The organism is Aurantimonas sp. NFXS3, from assembly GCF_049132005.1.
GTDB lineage: Bacteria > Pseudomonadota > Alphaproteobacteria > Rhizobiales > Rhizobiaceae > Aurantimonas > Aurantimonas coralicida.
Window position 1 is genome coordinate 297,827 of sequence record NZ_JAGDDZ010000003.1, and the last position, 17,325, is coordinate 315,151.

Here is a 17,325-nt window from a genome sequence, read left to right on the forward strand (position 1 = left end):
GGAATGGTGGGTTAGGCTGATTCCCATCCGGCACAGTCCTCGCCCGAGGAGCCGCCGCGCCACCAAAGGATGGACCCGCCCATGCCGCTCGACATGGCCGCCGCGGCGTTCGGAAGCTGGGTCCCTTCACTGGTGGCCGACAGCCTCCGGCGCAGTGGCGAAACGCAACAGCCGAGCGAAGCCGTCATCGCCGCGCATCGGGGATTCCTCGCGGCCAACGAGCCCCGGGTCGCGAATCTCGAGATTCTCGCCGCCTATCTGGCCCCAGGAGCGGTGCTCCGGGAGGCGCCGGTCGCGCCCGACGCCGCCGATCAGCAAGACGTTGTGCCCTCCCTGCCGGACGCTCTCGCCGACCTCCTCGCCCTCACCCGCTCCGGCCTGGCCTCGGCCGACGAGGCGGTGCAGCTCTTCGCGATGCTGCGCCCCTTCACCATGGGCAATGGCCGCGTCGCCCGCGCCCTGTGGCTATGGCGCACGATCCGCGAGCCCGGCATGAGCGCCGAGGCGATCGCAGCCCTGTCGTTTCCGCAAGCGCCGGCATCAGCCGACGGAGACGGTGCCCCGGCGCTGACGGCTTACGTCGGCCATCCGAAGGGTCAGTGCGTGTAGGCCACCCAGACATTGGGTTCCGAATAGGTGCCGCGCTGGCGTTCGACGTCGATGGCGACCGGCACCAGGCCGCCGGCCAGCGTATAGTCGCCCGAGGTCTCGAACCGCCGCCCCGCCCAGGTCTCCCAGAAGGCGATATGCTCGCTGACGACCATGGAGCGTTCGCAGGGGTGAACCACCCGGCCGCCTTGCGCGAGATGGCTGCGGAGCCAGGGATCGAAGCAACGGCCGCGCTCGTCCTGCCAGCCGATATAATCGGCCATGGACGCATGGGGATGGACGGTCTTGGCGGAGGGGCGCACCGGCGCGATCATCCGCTCGAAGCCATTGGCCTCGGCGATCCGGTGCAACTCGCCGATCATCCGGAAGGCGTAGCCCTTGCCGCGCTCGGCGACCGGCACAGAGATGGCCAGCGCGCCCAGAACATTGGCCTGGCTGCGGCGACCGGTCCCGCCGGTCTCGACCAGCCAGTCCCAGCCTTCCGCCGGGAGTTCGGACAGATCGCCCCCGAACGCCACCGGCACGCAATTGGCCAGCGCGACCGGGCGGCCCGTCGCCTCGTCGACGAGGCAGAGCTGCAGGTCGGCATGGTCTTCCAGCAGCCTGTCGTAATGTTCACGATGGGCCCGTGTATGGTTCAGGAAGCCCAGCGGGCCCCAGACGGCATCCTCGACCTCGACCGCCTGCCGGCGCAGCACATCGCTGTCCGCCCGTGTCCGTACAACGAGTTCACTCAATGCCATGCCGTTTTCCGCCCGTTAACCATTCGCTCAAGTTCTAATCAAATCTTAATGATTCAGGCCAGCTTGAAATACCGTGGGATCGCTCCAGCCGACTGTGCCGACGAAAGCTGATGCGAGGCCGTCCAGACCGGACGCATCGGCGGTGATGGCGAGGATGACTGCGGGATGCGAAAGGCGGTTCCGCGGAGCCTTCGGAGGCCTACATCCCGCAGGCGCGACTGCGCTCCTCACGGAACCCAGTTGCAAACGATTTGCACTTGCAAAAGTCGGAATTGGCAGGCAGCGTGCACCGACCGACAGAGATTGGAGACCCCATGCCGTTCGTTCGAACGACGATCCTCGCCGCCTTCGCCGCAGCGCTCCTGGCGACGGGCGCCACCGCGCAGGAGCGGCTCAAGGTCGTGACGACCTTCACGATCCTGTCCGACATCGCGCAGAACGTGGCCGGCGAACATGCGGATGTGGTGTCCATCACCAAGCCCGGCGCCGAGATCCACGGCTACCAGCCGACGCCGCAGGACATCGTGCGGGCCAGCGGCGCCGACCTGATCCTGTGGAACGGCCTCAACCTGGAGCGCTGGTTCGAGCAGTTCGTCGCCAATCTCGGCGACATGCCGTCGGCCACATTGAGCGACGGCATCGCGCCGATCTCGATCGCCGAGGGCGATTACGAGGGCCTCGCCAATCCGCATGCCTGGATGGGGCTGGAAAACGCGATGGTCTATGTCGACAACATCAGCGACGCCCTCGCCACAAACGACCCGGACCATGCCGACGCCTACCGGGCGAATGCCGAGCGCTACAAGCAGCAGATCACGGAGACGATCGCGCCGCTGCGCGACCGGATCGCCGCCATCCCGGAAGACCGGCGCTGGCTGGTCACCTGCGAGGGCGCGTTCAGCTATCTCGCCCGCGACTTCGGCATGAAGGAGCTGTATCTGTGGCCGATCAACGCCGACCAGACCGGCACGCCGCAGCAGGTGCGCAAGGTGATCGACGCGGTGCGCGAGAACGACATTCCCGCCGTGTTCTGCGAGAGCACCGTCAGTTCCGCGCCGGCCGAACAGGTGGCGCGCGAGACCGGCTCGACCTTCGGCGGCGTCCTCTACGTGGATTCGCTGTCCGGGCCGGACGGGCCGGTGCCGACCTATCTCGATCTCCTGCGGACCGACGCCGAGACGATTGCCGACGGCCTGGCAGTGGACAGCCAGTAACCGCCTCTCCATCTACGGTGGCAAGCCGCGGCGACCTTCGCACGACGGCTTCCCCATCCGAGCAGCCAAGGGATCTGACAGGCACCCCATGACCATCACGCGCGAGACGTCTGACGTAGCGGACGACCGGCCTGCCGGCAGCACTGCGACCGGCGACGGCATCTCGGCGCACAACGTGACCGTGACCTATCGCAACGGCCATACCGCGCTGCACGACGCGACCTTCCAGATCCCGCGCGGCACGATCACCGCGCTAGTCGGCGTCAACGGCGCCGGCAAGTCCACCCTGTTCAAGGCGATCATGGGCTTCGTGCCGGCGGCGCGCGGCGAGATCACCCTGCTCGGCCGTTCGGTAAAGCAGGCGCTGCGCGAGAACCTCGTCGCCTATGTGCCGCAGTCGGAAGAGGTGGACTGGGCGTTTCCCGTCCTCGTCGAGGACGTGGTGATGATGGGCCGCTACGGCCATATGGGCTTCCTGCGCCGCCCCGGCGCGGCCGATCGCGCCGCCGTCGACCAGGCGCTCTCGCGGGTCGGCATGCAGGATCTGCGGCACCGCCAGATCGGCGAGCTCTCCGGCGGCCAGCGCAAGCGGGTCTTCCTCGCGCGGGCCCTGGCGCAGGACGGCCAGGTGATCCTCCTCGACGAGCCCTTCACCGGCGTCGACGTGAAGACCGAGGAACAGATCGTCGCCCTCTTGCGCGAGTTGAAGGCCGAAGGCCGGGTGATGCTGGTCTCCACCCACAATCTCGGCTCGGTGCCGGAATTCTGCGACCGGGTCGTCCTGGTCAAGGGCACGGTGCTGGCCTACGGGCCGACCGCGACGATCTTCACCCGGCGCAATCTGGAGCGCGCCTTCGGCGGCGTGCTGCGCCACGTGACGCTGGCGGGCGCTGCCCTGCACGACGATGACGATCCACGCGAATTGTCGATCATCACCGATGACGAGCGCGCCTTCGTCCATTACGGCGAGCCGCGCGCCACCGCCGCACCGGCCGCGGCACCCGGCAAGGCCCCGCAGGACGGGGAGCGGCGATGATCACCACGCTGCTCGAGCCGTTCCAGTACAGCTACATGACCAACGCCATGTGGGTCTCGGCCCTCGTCGGCGGCGTCTGCGCCTTCCTCTCGGCCTATCTGATGCTGAAGGGCTGGTCGCTGATCGGCGACGCGCTCAGCCATTCGGTCGTGCCGGGCGTTGCCGGCGCCTTCATGCTCGGCCTGCCCTTTTCTCTCGGCGCCTTCATCGCCGGCGGGCTGGCGGCCGGCGCCATGCTGTTCCTGTCGGGACGCTCGGGCCTGAAGATCGATGTCATCATCGGCATCATCTTCACCTCCTTCTTCGGGCTTGGCCTGTTCATGGTGTCGATCAGCCCGGTCTCGGTGTCGATCCAGACCATCGTCATGGGCAACATCCTCGCCATCACGCCTGAGGACACGCTGCAGCTGGCGATCATCGGCCTCGTCTGCCTCGTCGTGCTGCTCGCCAAGTGGAAGGACCTGATGGTCACCTTCTTCGACGAGAACCATGCGCGCTCGATCGGCCTGCGGCCGGACCTTCTGAAGGTGATGTTCTTCATGCTCCTGTCGGCGGCGATCGTCGCCGCGATGGTCACCGTCGGCGCCTTCCTCGTCATCGCCATGGTGGTGACGCCCGGCGCCACCGCCTATCTCCTGTCGGACCGGTTTCCGCGGCTGATCGGCCTGTCCGTCGCCATCGGCGCCGTCACCAGCTTCGTCGGCGCCTATCTCAGCTACTTCCTCGACGGGGCGACCGGCGGCGTGATCGTCACCCTGCAGACGGTGATCTTCCTCGTCGCCTTCGTCTTCGCGCCCAAGCACGGGCTGATCGCCGCCCGCCGCAAGGCCGCCGCCGCGCTCGCCACGCCGCGACCGGACGCCATCCGGGAGGAAGCGGCATGAGCCTCGACCAGCTTCTCCTGCCGTTCCAGTTCCCGTTCATGCAGAACGCCTTCTGGATCGTCCTGATGGTCGGGCCGCCGACCGCCCTCCTCTCCTGCTTCCTGGTGCTCAAGGGCTGGGCGCTGATGGGCGACGCGGTCAGCCACGCCACGCTGCCGGGCGTCGTCCTCGCCTGGGTGCTCAACATCCCGCTGATCGTCGGTGCCTTCGTCGCCGGCATGACCTGCGCGCTGCTCACCGGCTATCTCTCGCACAACAGCCGGGTGAAGCAGGACACGGTGATGGGCGTCGTCTTCTCGGGCATGTTCGGGGTCGGCATCATCCTCTACACCTCGATCCACACCAACGAGCATCTCGACCATGTCCTGTTCGGCAACATGCTGGGGATCGGCGCCAAGGACCTGATGACCTCCGGCATCATCGCGCTGGTCGTCTCGGCGCTGCTGCTCTTGAAATGGAAGGACCTGCTGCTCCATGCCTTCGACCCGGCGCAGGCCCAGGCCTCGGGGCTCAACACCGGCCTCCTGCACTATGGATTGCTCGCCAGCCTGTCCTTGACCATCGTGGCGACGCTGACCTCGGTCGGCCTGATCCTCGCCGTGGCGCTCTTGGTGACGCCGGGCGCCATCGCCTTCCTGCTGGTGCGCAGCTTCGGCCGGATGCTGATCGTCTCGGTCGCGGTCTGCGTGTCGGCGATGCTCATCGGCACCTATCTCAGCTTCTTCCTCGACAGCGCCCCGGCGGCGACGATCGTGCTGGTGCTGACGGCGATCTTCATCGCCGCCTTCGTCAACCGCCTACGTACCACCCGCCGGCACTCGCGCCGCGCCCGCGAGGACGCGCCCGCCATGCTGGCACCCACCGCAGCGGAGTGACGCGGGCAGGCCTCTAGGCATCGCCGGCCCGGCAACGCCGGACCGGTGACTTCTGCCGCGTGCGATCAGGCCCGTCCGCGCCGCCAGAACCGGCTGAGCGCAAGATCGAGCGTCAGCATCACGATCAGCGACAGGCCGACCAGCGGAAACAGCACCCCGCCGATCGCGAGGATCGCCAGCAGGCCCGCGGCCCGCAAAGACTCAGGGCGACGCCATGGCCGATCCTGCGATGGCTGACGGAGGAAGGAGAAGCGGCTCGGACGCGCTCCGCGCCGGGACCGCAAGACGACGCCGTGGCGCGGCCTCGCGATCCCTCGTCGGGCGCAGCCCGCAGGCTACGTTCGGAGAGAGTGCGGCCTAGTGCTGGTGCGGCTCGGCGCCGTCGCTCATGGCGTCGTGTCCGCCCGTCTCGGCCGGCATGTCGCCGGCACCGTGCGACATCGCCGCACCGCCATGCTGGTCGTGGTCCATCGCGGCCGGTGCCCGGGCGCCGATGCCCTCGACCGCCAGTTCCATCTCGACCGGACCGGCCTTTTCGAACCGCAGGGTCAGCGGCACGCGGCTGCCTTCGGTGAGCGGCTCCGTCAGGTTCATGAGCATGAGGTGATAGGCGCCGGGCTCCAGCGCGACCGTGGCGCCGGCAGGCACCGCGACACCGTCTTCGAGCCGGCGCATCTTCATGATGTCGCCGTCCATCTCCATCGTGTGGATCTGGACCTCGCCGGCGATGGGGGTCGCGCCGCCGAGCAGCCGGTCATCCGACGCGCCGTGGTTCTCGATGACCATGTAGCCGCCGCCGACGGCGGCATTGGGCGGCGTGGCACGGCTCCACGGATGAGCGATGGTGAGGTCGCCGACCTTGTAGTCATGGGCGGAAGCGGCCGACAGCAGGCCGAGCGTGAGGGCTGCTGCGGCAGCCAGCGTGATGCGAAGGGACATGGAAGTCTCCATTTGAACAGGACAGGCAGGGCCGCGACAGGTGTCGGGCCGTTTGTTCAGACGGAGAGAAGCGGTGGGCCGCGTTGCAAAGCGAGCCCCGGCGGCGGCGCGCGCGGGCCGAGGGCGGCGGCCGACGGCGTCCAGGCAACGACCGCGTCGGTGGCGCCGGCGGCGATCGCGTAGGAGGCGAGATCGGCCATCGCCGGCAGGGCCGGGCTCTGGCCGCATCCGGCCGCGGAGGGGCAATCGACGCAGCAATCGTGCTCGGACTGATTACCCGCCGGAGCCGACCGCGTCTCGAAGCCGTCGCCGACGCAGATGACGGTCACGCCGGCCGCGGCGGACGCGTCCATCCTGGCGCAGGCAAAACCCGATGCCGCCGCCTGACCCAGGAGAAGCTGGGTCAGGATCAGCATGGCCGCGAGGGCCGCGGATCGGTCCGCAAGGAAGCGCCGGAGCGTCGTCATGTCCGGCAGATATCACGCGATCCGCGGCAAGGGTAGCTGCCGGACCCGGCTTTCGTCGGTGCAGACCGGGTGCGGATGCCGGTGCTCAATCGTCGAATTCCTCATGGCTGTCCTTGGTGCCGAGCTTCCAGTAGCCGCTGGATTTCAGCCATTGCTTGGGATGGCCCCAAACGTCGGTCACATGGGCGCGGACGGCCTTGGCGACGCGGCTTTCTGCCGCGATCCAGACGAAGCCCTCGCCCTCCGGCAGCGACAGATCGGCCAGCGCTGCAAGAATCGGCGCGGGGTCGGAGGCGGCCGCAAGCGGCCGGTGCACCCAGAGCGGCCGATGCGCTGCCCGGGTCGCAAGCGCCTGCTCTTCTTCCGGGCCTTCGACCGCGACCAGCGTGGTGACCGGCGTGCCGGGCGCGAACTCTTCCAGCCGCCGGCCGATCGCCGGCAGCGCGGTCTCGTCACCGACCATCAGCCACCAGTCGAAATCATGCGGCACGATGGACGACCCGCGCGGCCCTCCGATTTGCAGGCGATCCCCTTCCTTCGCCGAGCGCGCCCAGAGCGTGGCCGGGCCTCCGTCATGCAGCGCGAAGTCGAGGACCAGCGACTGCGTCTGCGCATCGTAGCGGCGCGGGGTGTAGTCGCGCATCGCCGGCTCGCCGTCGGACTGCGGAATGAACAGCTTCACATGGTCGTCGGCGGACGGGCTGTGGAACCCCTCCAGTTCCTCTCCGGTCAGGGTCATGCGGAGCATGCCCGGCGTCGGATATTCGACCCGGCTGACCTCAAGGTCCCGTCGCCGCAATTCATGGCGAACGCGAATGATCTCGTGCTTCATGCGGCACTGCTTCCCTGTCTGTCATTACGGCGGCGGGCCTCGTCGCCCCAGCCCGCCCGTCCGGCACGGCGCGACGGCCACCGCCGGTTCTTCCGGGCCGCCATAGCCCGGACTAAACATGATTTCAATTCTCAGGTTATGTGGAAGTGTTGCGGAAGCTCGCCGGTCCGCGCCCTGCTGCCAAAGCACTGCTAATCTTGACAATGATTTTCATATTATCCACTCAGCCCTGTCGGCCCGCCGTCCGGCAGACTCGCAAAGGATCAGACATGTCCGCATTCCAGCCCGTTTCGGCCCGCTTTGGGGCGCCATCGTCCCGCCGCCGCCTCTTGCCGCACCTGATCGCGGCCTGGTGCGGCCTGGCGCTGTCCATGGCGCCGGCGCTCGCCCAGGAGCCGGCATCCGGCGAGATGACGGTCTCGACCTATCGCGGCGACGTCGTCATTCCGGCCGAGCCGAAGACGGTCGTCGTCTTCGACATGGCGTCTATCGATACGCTCGACGCGCTGGACGTTCCCATGGCCGGTCTGCCGGCCGCGCCGTTCCCGGACTATCTCGCCCACTATGCCGGCGACGCCACGCCGAAGGTCGGCTCGATCTTCGAGCCTGATTTCGAGGCGGTCGCCGCCCTCGCCCCCGACCTTATCATCGCCGGCGGGCGCTCCAGCGAACAGACCGAGGCGCTGGCACGGATCGCGCCGACCATCGACATGACCGTCGATGGCGGCGATCTCCTCGCCAGTGCCTTCGAGCGGATCACCACGCTCGGCGCCATCTTCGGCAAGGCCGACCTGGCGGAGCAGCGGATCGCGGATCTGCAGGGCCGGATCGCCGCCCTGAAGGAGACGTCGGCCGGCATCGGCACCGGCCTCATCGTCATGACCACCGGCAACCGCATCAGCGCCTTCGGCGCCGGCTCGCGTTTCGGGCTGTTGCACGCCGAGTTCGGCGTCACGCCGGCGGACCCCGGCCTCGAAGCCGCCAATCACGGCGAAGCGGTCTCGTTCGAATATATCGCCGACACCGATCCGGACTGGCTGTTCGTGATCGACCGCGACGCCGCCATCGGCCAGGGCGCCGCAGCGGCGCTGCTGGAGAACGAACTGGTCGAGAACACCAAGGCGTGGCGTTCGGACCATGTCGTCTATCTGAACCCAGCCACCTGGTATCTGACCGCCCCGGGCCTGACCTCGCTCGAGACCAATGTCGAGCAACTGACGACGCGCTTCGACAAGGGCTCCTGACGCGAAGGGGCCCCGCCCCGACGCACGCTCCCTTTGCGCCCTGCCCCGTCCTGCGCCGGCAGCAACCATGACCGCCATGTCCCATTCCCGCATCATCGCTGGCCTGATCGCCACGATCGTCCTCCTGGCTCTCGCCAGCGTCTTTGTCGGCGCCGGCGCATTGTCGGTCGGCACGCTCTCGGCCGGGGGGCGGGACGCGGATGGCCTGCGGCTGCTGCTGGTCAGCCGGATTCCCCGCACGCTCGCGGCGCTGCTCGCCGGGGCCGGCCTCGCCGTCGCCGGCCTGATCATGCAGATGCTGTCGTCGAACCGCTTCGTCGAGCCGTCGACCGTCGGCACGACGGAATCGGCGAGCCTCGGCCTGCTCGCGGTGACGATCCTCGCCCCCGGCCTCCCGGTCTTCGGCAAGATGCTGATCGCCGCCGGATTCGCGCTGGCCGGCACGGCGCTGTTCATGGCGATCATCGCCCGGCTGCGGCTGCGCTCCGGCATGCTGGTGCCGCTGGTCGGGCTGATCCTGTCGGGCATCATCGGGGCCGGGGCGAGTTTCCTCGCCTATCGCTTCGATCTGCTGCAGTCGCTCGGCGCCTGGGTGAGCGGCGATTTTTCGATGGTGCTGCGCGGCCGCTACGAACTCCTCTGGATCGCCTTCGGCCTGACGATCCTGGCGGTCTTCGCCGCCGACCGCTTCACCCTCGCCGGCCTCGGCCGCGACGTGGCGACCAATCTGGGGCTCTCCTACGAGCGCGTTCTGGCGCTCGGCCTCGTCGTCGTCTCGCTCGTCGCCGCCGTCACCATCGTGTCGGTGGGCAGCATTCCCTTTGTCGGCCTCGTCGTGCCGAACCTCGTCTCCATGCTCGTCGGCGACAATGGCCGGCGCACGGTGCCCTATGTCGCCCTGTCGGGCGCTGCGCTGGTGCTGGCCTGCGATCTCGTCGGGCGGCTGGTGCGGGCGCCCTATGAAATCCCGGCCGGCACGATCATGGGTGTTCTCGGCGCCTGCGTGTTCCTGGCGATCATTTTCCGCCGGAGGCCGAGCCTTGGTTGACCTCGGCGCCACCCATGGCCGCACAGGGACCGCCCGCGCGGCGACGCCGCCCCGTCGGAGCGACCGGCCCGAACACGTCGCCCTCCTCGTTCTGGCGGCGCTGGCGATCCTCGCCTGCGTCCTCTTCCTGACGCTCGGGGCGCGCGGCAACTGGTCGTTCGTGCTGCCGTTCCGCGGCGCCAAGCTGGCGGCGATGCTGCTCGTCGCCCACGCCATCGCCACGTCCACCGTTGTGTTCCAGACGATCGCCGGCAACCGCATCCTGACGCCATCGATCATGGGGTTCGACGCCCTCTACCGGCTGATCCAGACGCTGCTCGTGTTCCTGACCGGTGCGGCCACCACGGCGGCGATCGCTCCCGCCGCGCTGTTCGCCGGCGAGCTCCTGGTCATGGTGCTGTTCGCCTGCGGCCTCTACGGCACGCTGATCGGCGCCGGCACGCGCGACATCCACCGGCTGCTCCTGATCGGCGTCGTTCTGGGCATCCTGTTCCATTCCACCGCTGGTCTCATGCAGCGGCTGATCGACCCGAACGATTTCGTCGTCCTGCAGGACCGGCTCTTCGCCAGCTTCAACACCATCGAGACCGATCTTCTGGGCATCGCCGCCGTGCTGATCGGCGGCGCCAGCCTCGCTTTGTGGCGCATGACCGCGACGCTCGACGTCCTGTCGCTTGGCCGCGACCGCGCCATCTCGCTGGGCATCGCCCATCGCCGCGCCGTCATGCTGGTCCTTGCCACGGTGGCCGTGCTGGTATCGGTCTCAACGGCACTGGTCGGTCCGGTCACCTTCTTCGGCCTGCTCGTCGCCAGCCTGGCGGTCAGCCTCGTCGGCGCGCGCAGCCACCGCCTGACCATGACGGCGGCCTCGCTGATCGCGATCATCTGCCTCGTCGGCGGCCAGACGCTGCTCGAACACGTCCTGCATTTCGACACGGCGCTGGGAATCGTCGTCGAGTTCGCCGGCGGCCTCGTCTTCCTCGCCCTCATCCTGAAAAAAGGCATCGCATGATCGAGGCCGAGCACCTGACCAAGCGCTACGATCGCGCCCTGGTGGTCGATGGCGTCAGCCTGTCGCTTCCGGCGGGCGGGGTGACGGCGATCATCGGACCGAACGGCGCCGGCAAGTCGACGCTCCTGTCGATGATCGCGCGGCTCCTGCCGATGGATGGCGGCCGCGTCCTCGTGGACGGCCTCGACGTCACCCGCACCAAGGGCGACGAACTCGCCAAGCGGCTGGCCATCCTGCGGCAGGAGAACGGGCTGTCGGTGCGGCTGACCGTGCGCGATCTCGTCGGTTTCGGCCGCTTTCCCCATTCGAAGGGCCGGATGAGGGCGGCCGACCACGCCAAGGTGGCCGAGGCCATCGCCTATCTCGATTTGTCGGATCTGGCCGAGCGCTATCTCGACGAACTCAGCGGTGGCCAGCGCCAGCGGGCCTTCGTCGCCATGGTGCTGGCGCAGGACACCGGCACCATCCTCCTCGACGAGCCGCTGAACAATCTCGACATCCGCCATGCGGTGGCGATGATGCGGCTGATCCGCCGCGCCGCGGACGAACTGGGCAAGACGATCGTCGTCGTCCTGCACGACATCAATTTCGCCAGCGCCTATGCCGACCGCATCGTCGCCATGTGCGACGGAAAGGTCGCCCATGAGGGTCCCGTCGCGGCGGTAATCACCGAAGAGGTGGTCGAGGCGGTGTTCGGCCTGCCGGTGATGATCCGCGAGATCGAGGGCCAGCGCACCTGCCTGTTCCGGCGCTGAGATGACGCCGGCCGAAACGACGACGGCCCGCCATCTAAAAGGATGGCAGGCCGCGCGTTCGGTGACGAGACAGGCTTGTCCCGGCGTGCTGGCTGGCTGACGCTCAGGCGCCCTTCTGCCAGGCGAATTTCTGGAACGGCTTGTCGACCGGCGTCTGCGCCAGATGGTTGGTGTAGTTCGACATCACCTTCTGCGAATAGCCGAGCACCACTTCGAGAATGTTGCGCCTGGTGAAGCCGGCATCGAGGAACGCCTGCACCTTCGCGTCATCGACATTGCCGCGATCGCGCACCACGCTGAGGGTGAAGTCGCGCAGCGCCTCGAGCCGGGCGTTGGGCAGCGGGGTCTCGTTGCGCAGCGCCTCGGTGATGGCGTCGTCGACGCCCATCGCCTTGGCGATGCCGGTATGGGCCGGGACGCAGTAATGGCAGTTGTTCTCGACGTTCACCGTCTGCCAGACGACGGTGGTCTCGTCCTTGTCGAAGCTGGAGTTCAGGAACAGCTCGTGGACCTGCTGATAGGCGTCCAGCAGTCCCGGGGCCTCGGCCATGACCGCATGCAGGCCCGGGACCATCCCGAAGGCCTTCTGGGACTTGGCGAGCAGCGGCTTGCTGTCGTCCGGCGCGGTGGTTTCGTCGTGCAGGGTAAAGTCGGTCATGATCGCTTCCTGATGTCGGTGCCGGACGGAGGTCCGGAATGTCTGCGGGTCCGTGGGGACGGTCCGTGTTCCGGCCGCCGTTCGATGAGCGGGAAGCTAATCATCTTGAGCGATCGCTCAAGTAGCGAATTGAGCAATCACTCAAACTTGAAAGTCGAGGGGCCCGGCGGTACAGACAGGCTGCCTTGCGCGACCTACATTGGACGACATGAAACGCAGCCGCCCCAACGCCCGGCCCTACGACCGCGACGCCGCCCTCGATGCCGCCCTCCGACTGTTCTGGGCGAAGGGCTATCACGCGACGTCGCTGAAGGATCTGGAAGCCGCGCTGACGATGAAGCCCGGCAGCATCTATGCCGCCTTCCAGAGCAAGGAGGCGTTGTTCCTGGCGGCGCTGGAGCGCTATTTCCTGCGCAACCGCGCCGGCCTCGCCGCGCGGCTGGCGGCGGCGCCGACGCCGATCGCCGGCCTGACCGACTATCTGCGCGCGCTGGGGCGCGGCGAACTCGGCGAGGACCCGGTCCATGCCTGCATGCTGGTCAAGACGCTGCTCGACGCAACGCCCAACGATCCGGCGATCGCCAATGCGGCGCGGCACTATCTCGACCTGATGCGGGCCGAGATCGCCGCCGCCTTCGAACGCGCCAGGACGGCCGGCGAGATCCCGGACGATGCCGATGCCGAGCGGCTGGCGACGCGATTCCAGTCCGATGTCACCGCCCTGCGCATCGAGGCGCATCGCGGCACCGACCGGGCGGCGCTGGCGCATCTGGCCGACGGCATGGCGGCGGATATCGCCCGCCAATGTCAGCCGGCCTGACCGGCGGACGCCGCGACACTCCTTTCAAACCCGACCCGCAACGACAGATTGGCAATCGACATGACAGACGGTCTGCAGGCGATCTATTTCGCCGACCCCATGTGCTCCTGGTGCTGGGGCTTCGCACCGACCATCGAGACGATCCGCAAGACCTATGGCGACGCCCTGCCGGTCCGGGTGGTGATGGGCGGCCTGAGGCCGGGCACCGAAGAGCCGATGACGGCGCAGTCCAAGGCGGAAATCCGCAATCACTGGCAGCATGTGCACGAGCGCTCGGGCCAGGCCTTCGACTTCGATTTCTTCGAGCGGGACGGCTTCGTCTACGACACCGATCCGGCCGCGCGGGCCGTGGTGGCGGTCCGGGCCGAGAACCCAGAGCTGGAACTGCCCTTCCTCGAGCGCGTCCAGCGCGCCTTCTACGCCGAGAACCGCGACGTCACCCAGGCGGAGATCTTGGCCGACCTCGCCGAGGAGATGGGTCTGGAGCGCGAGCCGTTCCTGATGCGGCTTGAGTCCGAGGCGGTGCGCGATGCCACACGCCTCGACTACGCCACCTCGCGCAATGCCGGTGTGCAGGGCTTCCCGACACTGGTCGTCGGACCGAATGCCGAAGGCACCTACACGATGCTGACCCATGGCTATCGCGGGGCGGACGAGCTGATGCCGCTGGTGGCGAAGGTGCTGGAAGCGCACGGCGCCAGCTAATTCTTCTCTTTGCAGGAAACCCGGCGGCCATACAGAGCCGCCGGGTGTGCATCGGTGTTCCGCGCTATTTCGCGGCGGGCGCGATCTTGTCCTGCGTCTTCGTATCGAAGTCGGACGCGTCATGGCGCTCGTGGAGCTGGCTCGACGGCTCGCCCATCACGCGGTTGACCATCCGGCCGCGCTTGACTGCCGGGCGGGCATAGACCGCCTCGGTCCAGCGCTGCACGTTCTTGTAGTCCTGCACCTGCAGGAACTCGCCCGCATCGTAGAGCAGACCCTTGGCCAGCGCCCCGTACCAGGGCCAGATCGCCATGTCGGCGATGGTGTATTCGGGCCCGGCGACGAACTCGTTGTCGGCCAGCCGGCGATCGAGCACGTCGAGCTGGCGCTTCACTTCCATGGCGTAGCGATTGATCGGGTATTCGTACTTGACCGGCGCATAGGCATAGAAATGCCCGAAGCCGCCGCCCAGGAACGGCGCCGAGCCCATCTGCCACTGCAGCCAGGACAGGCACTCGGCCCGCGCGGCCGGGCTGGTGGGCAGGAAAGCGCCGAACTTCTCGGCCAGATAGATGAGGATCGCACCGGATTCGAACACCCGGATCGGCTCCGGTCCGCTGCGGTCGTTGAGTGCCGGGATCTTGGAGTTCGGGTTGATCTCGACGAAGCCGCTGGAGAACTGGTCGCCCTCGCCGATCTGGATCAGCCAGGCGTCGTATTCGGCGCCGCTGTAGCCGGCGGCCAGAAGCTCTTCCAGCATGACCGTGACCTTGACGCCGTTCGGCGTGGCCAGGGAATAGAGCTGCAGCGGATGCTTGCCGACCGGCAGCTCCTTGTCATGGGTCGGGCCGGCAATGGGGCGGTTGATGCTGGCGAACTTGCCGCCGCTTTCCTTGTCCCAGGTCCAGACGGCGGGCGGCGTGTAGTCGGCATTGTCGGTCATCGACATCTCCATTTTCGAATTTTTGCGGGTGAAGGGCGACCGGGTCCGGTGGCTGGCGGCGAATGTCGGCCGCGCCGACGTGCCGTTTTCGGGAAAACCGCGACGGATCCCGGGAGCGGGTCCTTGCGCCTTGCAGCTCACTATAGGTGCGCGGCCGCGCGGCTCAAGCCGGCGACGCCGGCTGCGACGGCAACGGAGCGTCACCGTCGGGCAGACAGCGGCACTGCTCGCCCGCCGGCACGCGCGAACGCCCCCGCGATGGCGCCGGTCGACGCAGAAAGGGGCCGGGAAGTCTCCTCCCCGGCCCCTGTCCATGATGGGTTCTTCGATGCGGCGAGCCCTGTGCCCGCCGCCCTGGTGATCAGAACTCGATGCGGGCCGAGACGCCGAAGGAGCGGCCGGGGCTGCGCAGCGGCACGACGGTGGAGAATTCCTGGCCGTATGTGGCGCGGTCGGAATAGGTCTCGTCGAAGATGTTGTCGACCTTGGCGCGCAGCGTGACGTTGCTGAGCTGCGGCGGGACGTACTCAACGAACGCGTTGACGACCGCGTAGCTTTCCAGCGGGCGCACACCGGCCGGATCGGCGCCGTTCTTGGCCGGCGCGTCTTCCTCCAGCGCGAACTCGGCATCGGCGCCGAAGGTCAGGCCGTATTCGTCGACCCGCTGGACCAGGGCGAGGGTGAAGATCTCGCCCATCGGCACGGTGAAGTAGTTGCCGACATAGGAGTCGACACCGTTGCCGTCCATTTCGGTGGTCACGCTGGTGAAGCCGCCGCGCACATTGCCGGTGCCCCAGTCATAGCCAGCCGTCAGGTCGAAACCGGTGCTGGTGAAGTCGTGGGTCAGCGACGGGCCGCCGCGATAATCCGGCGTACGGCCGTTCTCGATGTCGGTGCGGAACAGCTGACCGTCGAGCATGAAGCCGGCATAGCGGAATTCGAAGCCCGCAAAGCCGTTGTCGCCGCGCACCGGATCGATGTCGGTGTAGATCCAGGCCGGGTTCTGGATGAAGGTCTCGGCCAGGACGATGCCGCCGAAGACGCTGGAGACGCCGGCCTTCAGGGCGAAATGGTCGGTCAGGGCATATTTCACCGAAGCGTTGCCGCTGGCGCCGGTGTTGCGCTGGTCTCCGCCGTTGGTGCCGGTGAAGACCTGGTGGTCGATACGGCCACCGAAGGAGAGCGACAGCTTGTCCGTCGGGTCGAGACGGGCCTGCGCGAAGGCGCCGATATTGTCGGCCTTCTCACCGGTCGAGTAGATCGCGTCGTAGAAATCCGCGGTCTCGCGATAGACGTCCACACCGGCGTTCACCGATCCCATCTCGAGATGGAATTCGTTGGCGAAGGTGGCGTTGAAGCTCTCGGCCTTGGCCTCGTAGCGGGCCTTGTTGCCGCTGGGCACGCCGCCGAGCAGGATGTCTTCCTCGGTTTCCAGATCGGTCGTGCTGTAGGCGAGCGTCACCTTCGGGTCGAACCAGCCGGTGGCCTGCGTGTTCTCGTAGGAGAAGACGACGTTCTGGCGGTCGAGATCGTAGATGCGGGTATCGGGAACCGGACGGCCACCGATGATCGAGCCGATATTGGCGCGATAGGGGCGCACGCCGTCGTCGGTCACGCGCTCGTAGCTGAACTCGAAGCGATCGCCCGACAGACCCTCATAGGCCACCTTGCCGAGGCCGCTGACGAGGCCGGCGCCGGTGCCGGTCACGGTGCGGCCGTCGCCATCCTCGTAATCGTCGCCGTCGACGCGGTTCAGGAAGCCGAGCACCTCGAAGCCGTTGGAGCGGGCATAGCCGGCGCCGAGCGTGCTGAAGGTGTCGCCATTGGTCTGGAAGCCGCCCTCGACATAGCCGCCCCAGTTGCGCCCGTCGCGCAGCAGGTCGTCGACATCGACGGTCTCGTAGGCGATCGCGCCGGCCAGGGCGCCCGGACCGGCGTCGGCGGCGGCAACGCCGGCATCGACGCGGGCCGCCTTCAGGAGCCGCGGATCGATGACGTTGGTGGCGTTGTGGTGGAACAGCTTGTTGTTCTGGCGCGCGCCGTCGATCGACACGGCGAGATTGGTCTCCTCGATGCCGTGGACATAGACCTTCTGGTTGGTCGCGATGGTGCCGCCGACGGACACCGCGGGCTCGCGGCGGAAGAGGTCCTGGACCGTCTGCGGGCGGAAGGTCTCGATCTCGGTGTAGTCGACGACGGCGACGGTGTTGCCGTCCTCGATGGATTCCTCGCTGCCGCCGGAACCGGCCACGACAACTTCGCCGAGCATGACCGTTCCGGTCTCACCGGTGGCGGCGGTGGCCTGCGTATAATCGCGAGCCGGCGATTGCGCGAAAGCCGTGCCGGCCGCGAAGACACAGATGACGGGACTTACCGTCAGGAGAAGCATGCGGCGCAGCGAGGTCGTCGCCCGGTCGTCGGTCATCGATCATTTTCCTTTACTCGAACCATGGAAACACGCGCTCGGCACCGTGGCGGACAAGTTGCGTGTGAGAAGATGCGTTACGAAACATGACTCGTAGAATCAACTTTGTATATTGC

At 67.6% G+C, this 17,325-nt stretch carries 19 protein-coding genes; 11 read left to right on the forward strand and 8 right to left on the reverse strand.

Features of this window, described 5'->3' with window-relative positions:
* Positions 1 to 81 precede the first annotated feature (81 nt).
* Positions 82 to 609: a hypothetical protein gene (locus J3367_RS11655; protein ID WP_024350192.1), complete on the forward strand. Its 528-nt coding sequence runs from the start codon at positions 82 to 84 to the stop codon at positions 607 to 609.
* On the opposite strand, the gene J3367_RS11660 is transcribed toward J3367_RS11655, so the two are convergent.
* Entirely contained in the window at positions 597 to 1,352 is a 756-nt protein-coding gene (locus tag J3367_RS11660; RefSeq protein WP_029702945.1) for a hypothetical protein, read from the reverse strand. The two genes, J3367_RS11655 and J3367_RS11660, sit on opposite strands and share 13 nt — an antisense overlap.
* Before the next feature lie 314 nt (positions 1,353 to 1,666).
* Here J3367_RS11660 and J3367_RS11665 point away from each other — a divergent pair, with 314 nt between their 5' ends.
* The 4 genes from J3367_RS11665 to J3367_RS11680 all read left to right on the forward strand — a co-directional run bounded on the left by J3367_RS11665 (position 1,667) and on the right by J3367_RS11680 (position 5,361).
* Positions 1,667 to 2,566, forward strand: a complete 900-nt coding sequence (locus tag J3367_RS11665; RefSeq protein ID WP_024350190.1) for a metal ABC transporter substrate-binding protein — start codon at positions 1,667 to 1,669, stop codon at positions 2,564 to 2,566.
* An 88-nt stretch (positions 2,567 to 2,654) separates the two neighbouring features.
* Positions 2,655 to 3,602: a manganese/iron ABC transporter ATP-binding protein gene (locus J3367_RS11670; protein WP_024350189.1), complete on the forward strand. Its 948-nt coding sequence runs from the start codon at positions 2,655 to 2,657 to the stop codon at positions 3,600 to 3,602.
* The gene (locus J3367_RS11675) at positions 3,599 to 4,486 is read left to right on the forward strand and encodes a metal ABC transporter permease (protein WP_024350188.1); all 888 of its coding nucleotides are present in this window, start codon (positions 3,599 to 3,601) and stop codon (positions 4,484 to 4,486) included. The genes J3367_RS11670 and J3367_RS11675 overlap by 4 nt, the downstream gene beginning before the upstream one ends.
* Positions 4,483 to 5,361, forward strand: coding sequence for a metal ABC transporter permease (locus J3367_RS11680; protein WP_024350187.1), 879 nt, complete (start codon positions 4,483 to 4,485; stop codon positions 5,359 to 5,361). Before J3367_RS11675 ends, J3367_RS11680 begins: the two co-directional genes overlap by 4 nt.
* A gap of 65 nt (positions 5,362 to 5,426) precedes the next feature.
* Here J3367_RS11680 and J3367_RS11685 read toward each other — a convergent pair whose 3' ends face one another.
* The 4 genes from J3367_RS11685 to J3367_RS11700 all read right to left on the reverse strand — a co-directional run bounded on the left by J3367_RS11685 (position 5,427) and on the right by J3367_RS11700 (position 7,599).
* Positions 5,427 to 5,558, reverse strand: a complete 132-nt coding sequence (locus J3367_RS11685; RefSeq protein ID WP_280137473.1) for a hypothetical protein — start codon at positions 5,556 to 5,558, stop codon at positions 5,427 to 5,429.
* Positions 5,559 to 5,718: 160 nt separating this feature from the next.
* Positions 5,719 to 6,300 (reverse strand): copper chaperone PCu(A)C, encoded by a 582-nt coding sequence (locus J3367_RS11690; protein ID WP_024350186.1) that lies wholly within the window; start codon positions 6,298 to 6,300, stop codon positions 5,719 to 5,721.
* A gap of 56 nt (positions 6,301 to 6,356) precedes the next feature.
* A complete protein-coding gene (locus J3367_RS11695) occupies positions 6,357 to 6,767 on the reverse strand; it encodes a hypothetical protein (RefSeq protein ID WP_024350185.1) in 411 nt (136 codons plus the stop codon).
* An 85-nt stretch (positions 6,768 to 6,852) separates the two neighbouring features.
* On the reverse strand, positions 6,853 to 7,599 hold the full coding sequence (locus tag J3367_RS11700) for a siderophore-interacting protein (RefSeq protein WP_024350184.1): 747 nt from the start codon (positions 7,597 to 7,599) through the stop codon (positions 6,853 to 6,855).
* 371 nt (positions 7,600 to 7,970) lie between these two features.
* Here J3367_RS11700 and J3367_RS11705 point away from each other — a divergent pair, with 371 nt between their 5' ends.
* From J3367_RS11705 to J3367_RS11720, 4 genes are all read left to right on the forward strand, one after another.
* Positions 7,971 to 8,843 carry a siderophore ABC transporter substrate-binding protein gene (locus tag J3367_RS11705; RefSeq protein WP_192844227.1) on the forward strand — a complete coding sequence of 291 codons (873 nt, stop codon included), beginning with the start codon at positions 7,971 to 7,973 and terminating at the stop codon, positions 8,841 to 8,843.
* A 76-nt stretch (positions 8,844 to 8,919) separates the two neighbouring features.
* On the forward strand, positions 8,920 to 9,891 hold the full coding sequence (locus J3367_RS11710; RefSeq protein ID WP_024350182.1) for an ABC transporter permease: 972 nt from the start codon (positions 8,920 to 8,922) through the stop codon (positions 9,889 to 9,891).
* A 91-nt stretch (positions 9,892 to 9,982) separates the two neighbouring features.
* Positions 9,983 to 10,903 carry an iron chelate uptake ABC transporter family permease subunit gene (locus J3367_RS11715; protein WP_051141565.1) on the forward strand — a complete coding sequence of 307 codons (921 nt, stop codon included), beginning with the start codon at positions 9,983 to 9,985 and terminating at the stop codon, positions 10,901 to 10,903.
* Positions 10,900 to 11,658 carry an ABC transporter ATP-binding protein gene (locus J3367_RS11720; protein WP_024350180.1) on the forward strand — a complete coding sequence of 253 codons (759 nt, stop codon included), beginning with the start codon at positions 10,900 to 10,902 and terminating at the stop codon, positions 11,656 to 11,658. Before J3367_RS11715 ends, J3367_RS11720 begins: the two co-directional genes overlap by 4 nt.
* A 103-nt stretch (positions 11,659 to 11,761) precedes the next feature.
* On the opposite strand, the gene J3367_RS11725 is transcribed toward J3367_RS11720, so the two are convergent.
* Complete coding sequence (locus tag J3367_RS11725) at positions 11,762 to 12,316, reverse strand: carboxymuconolactone decarboxylase family protein (protein WP_024350179.1); 555 nt, start codon at positions 12,314 to 12,316, stop codon at positions 11,762 to 11,764.
* A 208-nt stretch (positions 12,317 to 12,524) separates the two neighbouring features.
* Between J3367_RS11725 and J3367_RS11730 the strand changes: the two genes are divergently transcribed.
* Together J3367_RS11730 and J3367_RS11735 are read left to right on the forward strand one after the other, a co-directional pair.
* Positions 12,525 to 13,136, forward strand: coding sequence for a TetR/AcrR family transcriptional regulator (locus J3367_RS11730; RefSeq protein WP_024350178.1), 612 nt, complete (start codon positions 12,525 to 12,527; stop codon positions 13,134 to 13,136).
* Between the two features lie 60 nt (positions 13,137 to 13,196).
* The gene (locus J3367_RS11735) at positions 13,197 to 13,841 is read left to right on the forward strand and encodes a DsbA family protein (protein ID WP_421461143.1); all 645 of its coding nucleotides are present in this window, start codon (positions 13,197 to 13,199) and stop codon (positions 13,839 to 13,841) included.
* A 64-nt stretch (positions 13,842 to 13,905) separates the two neighbouring features.
* On the opposite strand, the gene yghU is transcribed toward J3367_RS11735, so the two are convergent.
* Positions 13,906 to 14,784, reverse strand: coding sequence for a glutathione-dependent disulfide-bond oxidoreductase (gene yghU, locus J3367_RS11740; protein WP_024350176.1), 879 nt, complete (start codon positions 14,782 to 14,784; stop codon positions 13,906 to 13,908).
* Between the two features lie 361 nt (positions 14,785 to 15,145).
* Positions 15,146 to 17,209 (reverse strand): TonB-dependent receptor domain-containing protein, encoded by a 2,064-nt coding sequence (locus J3367_RS11745; protein ID WP_421461145.1) that lies wholly within the window; start codon positions 17,207 to 17,209, stop codon positions 15,146 to 15,148.
* Positions 17,210 to 17,325: the final 116 nt, after the last annotated feature.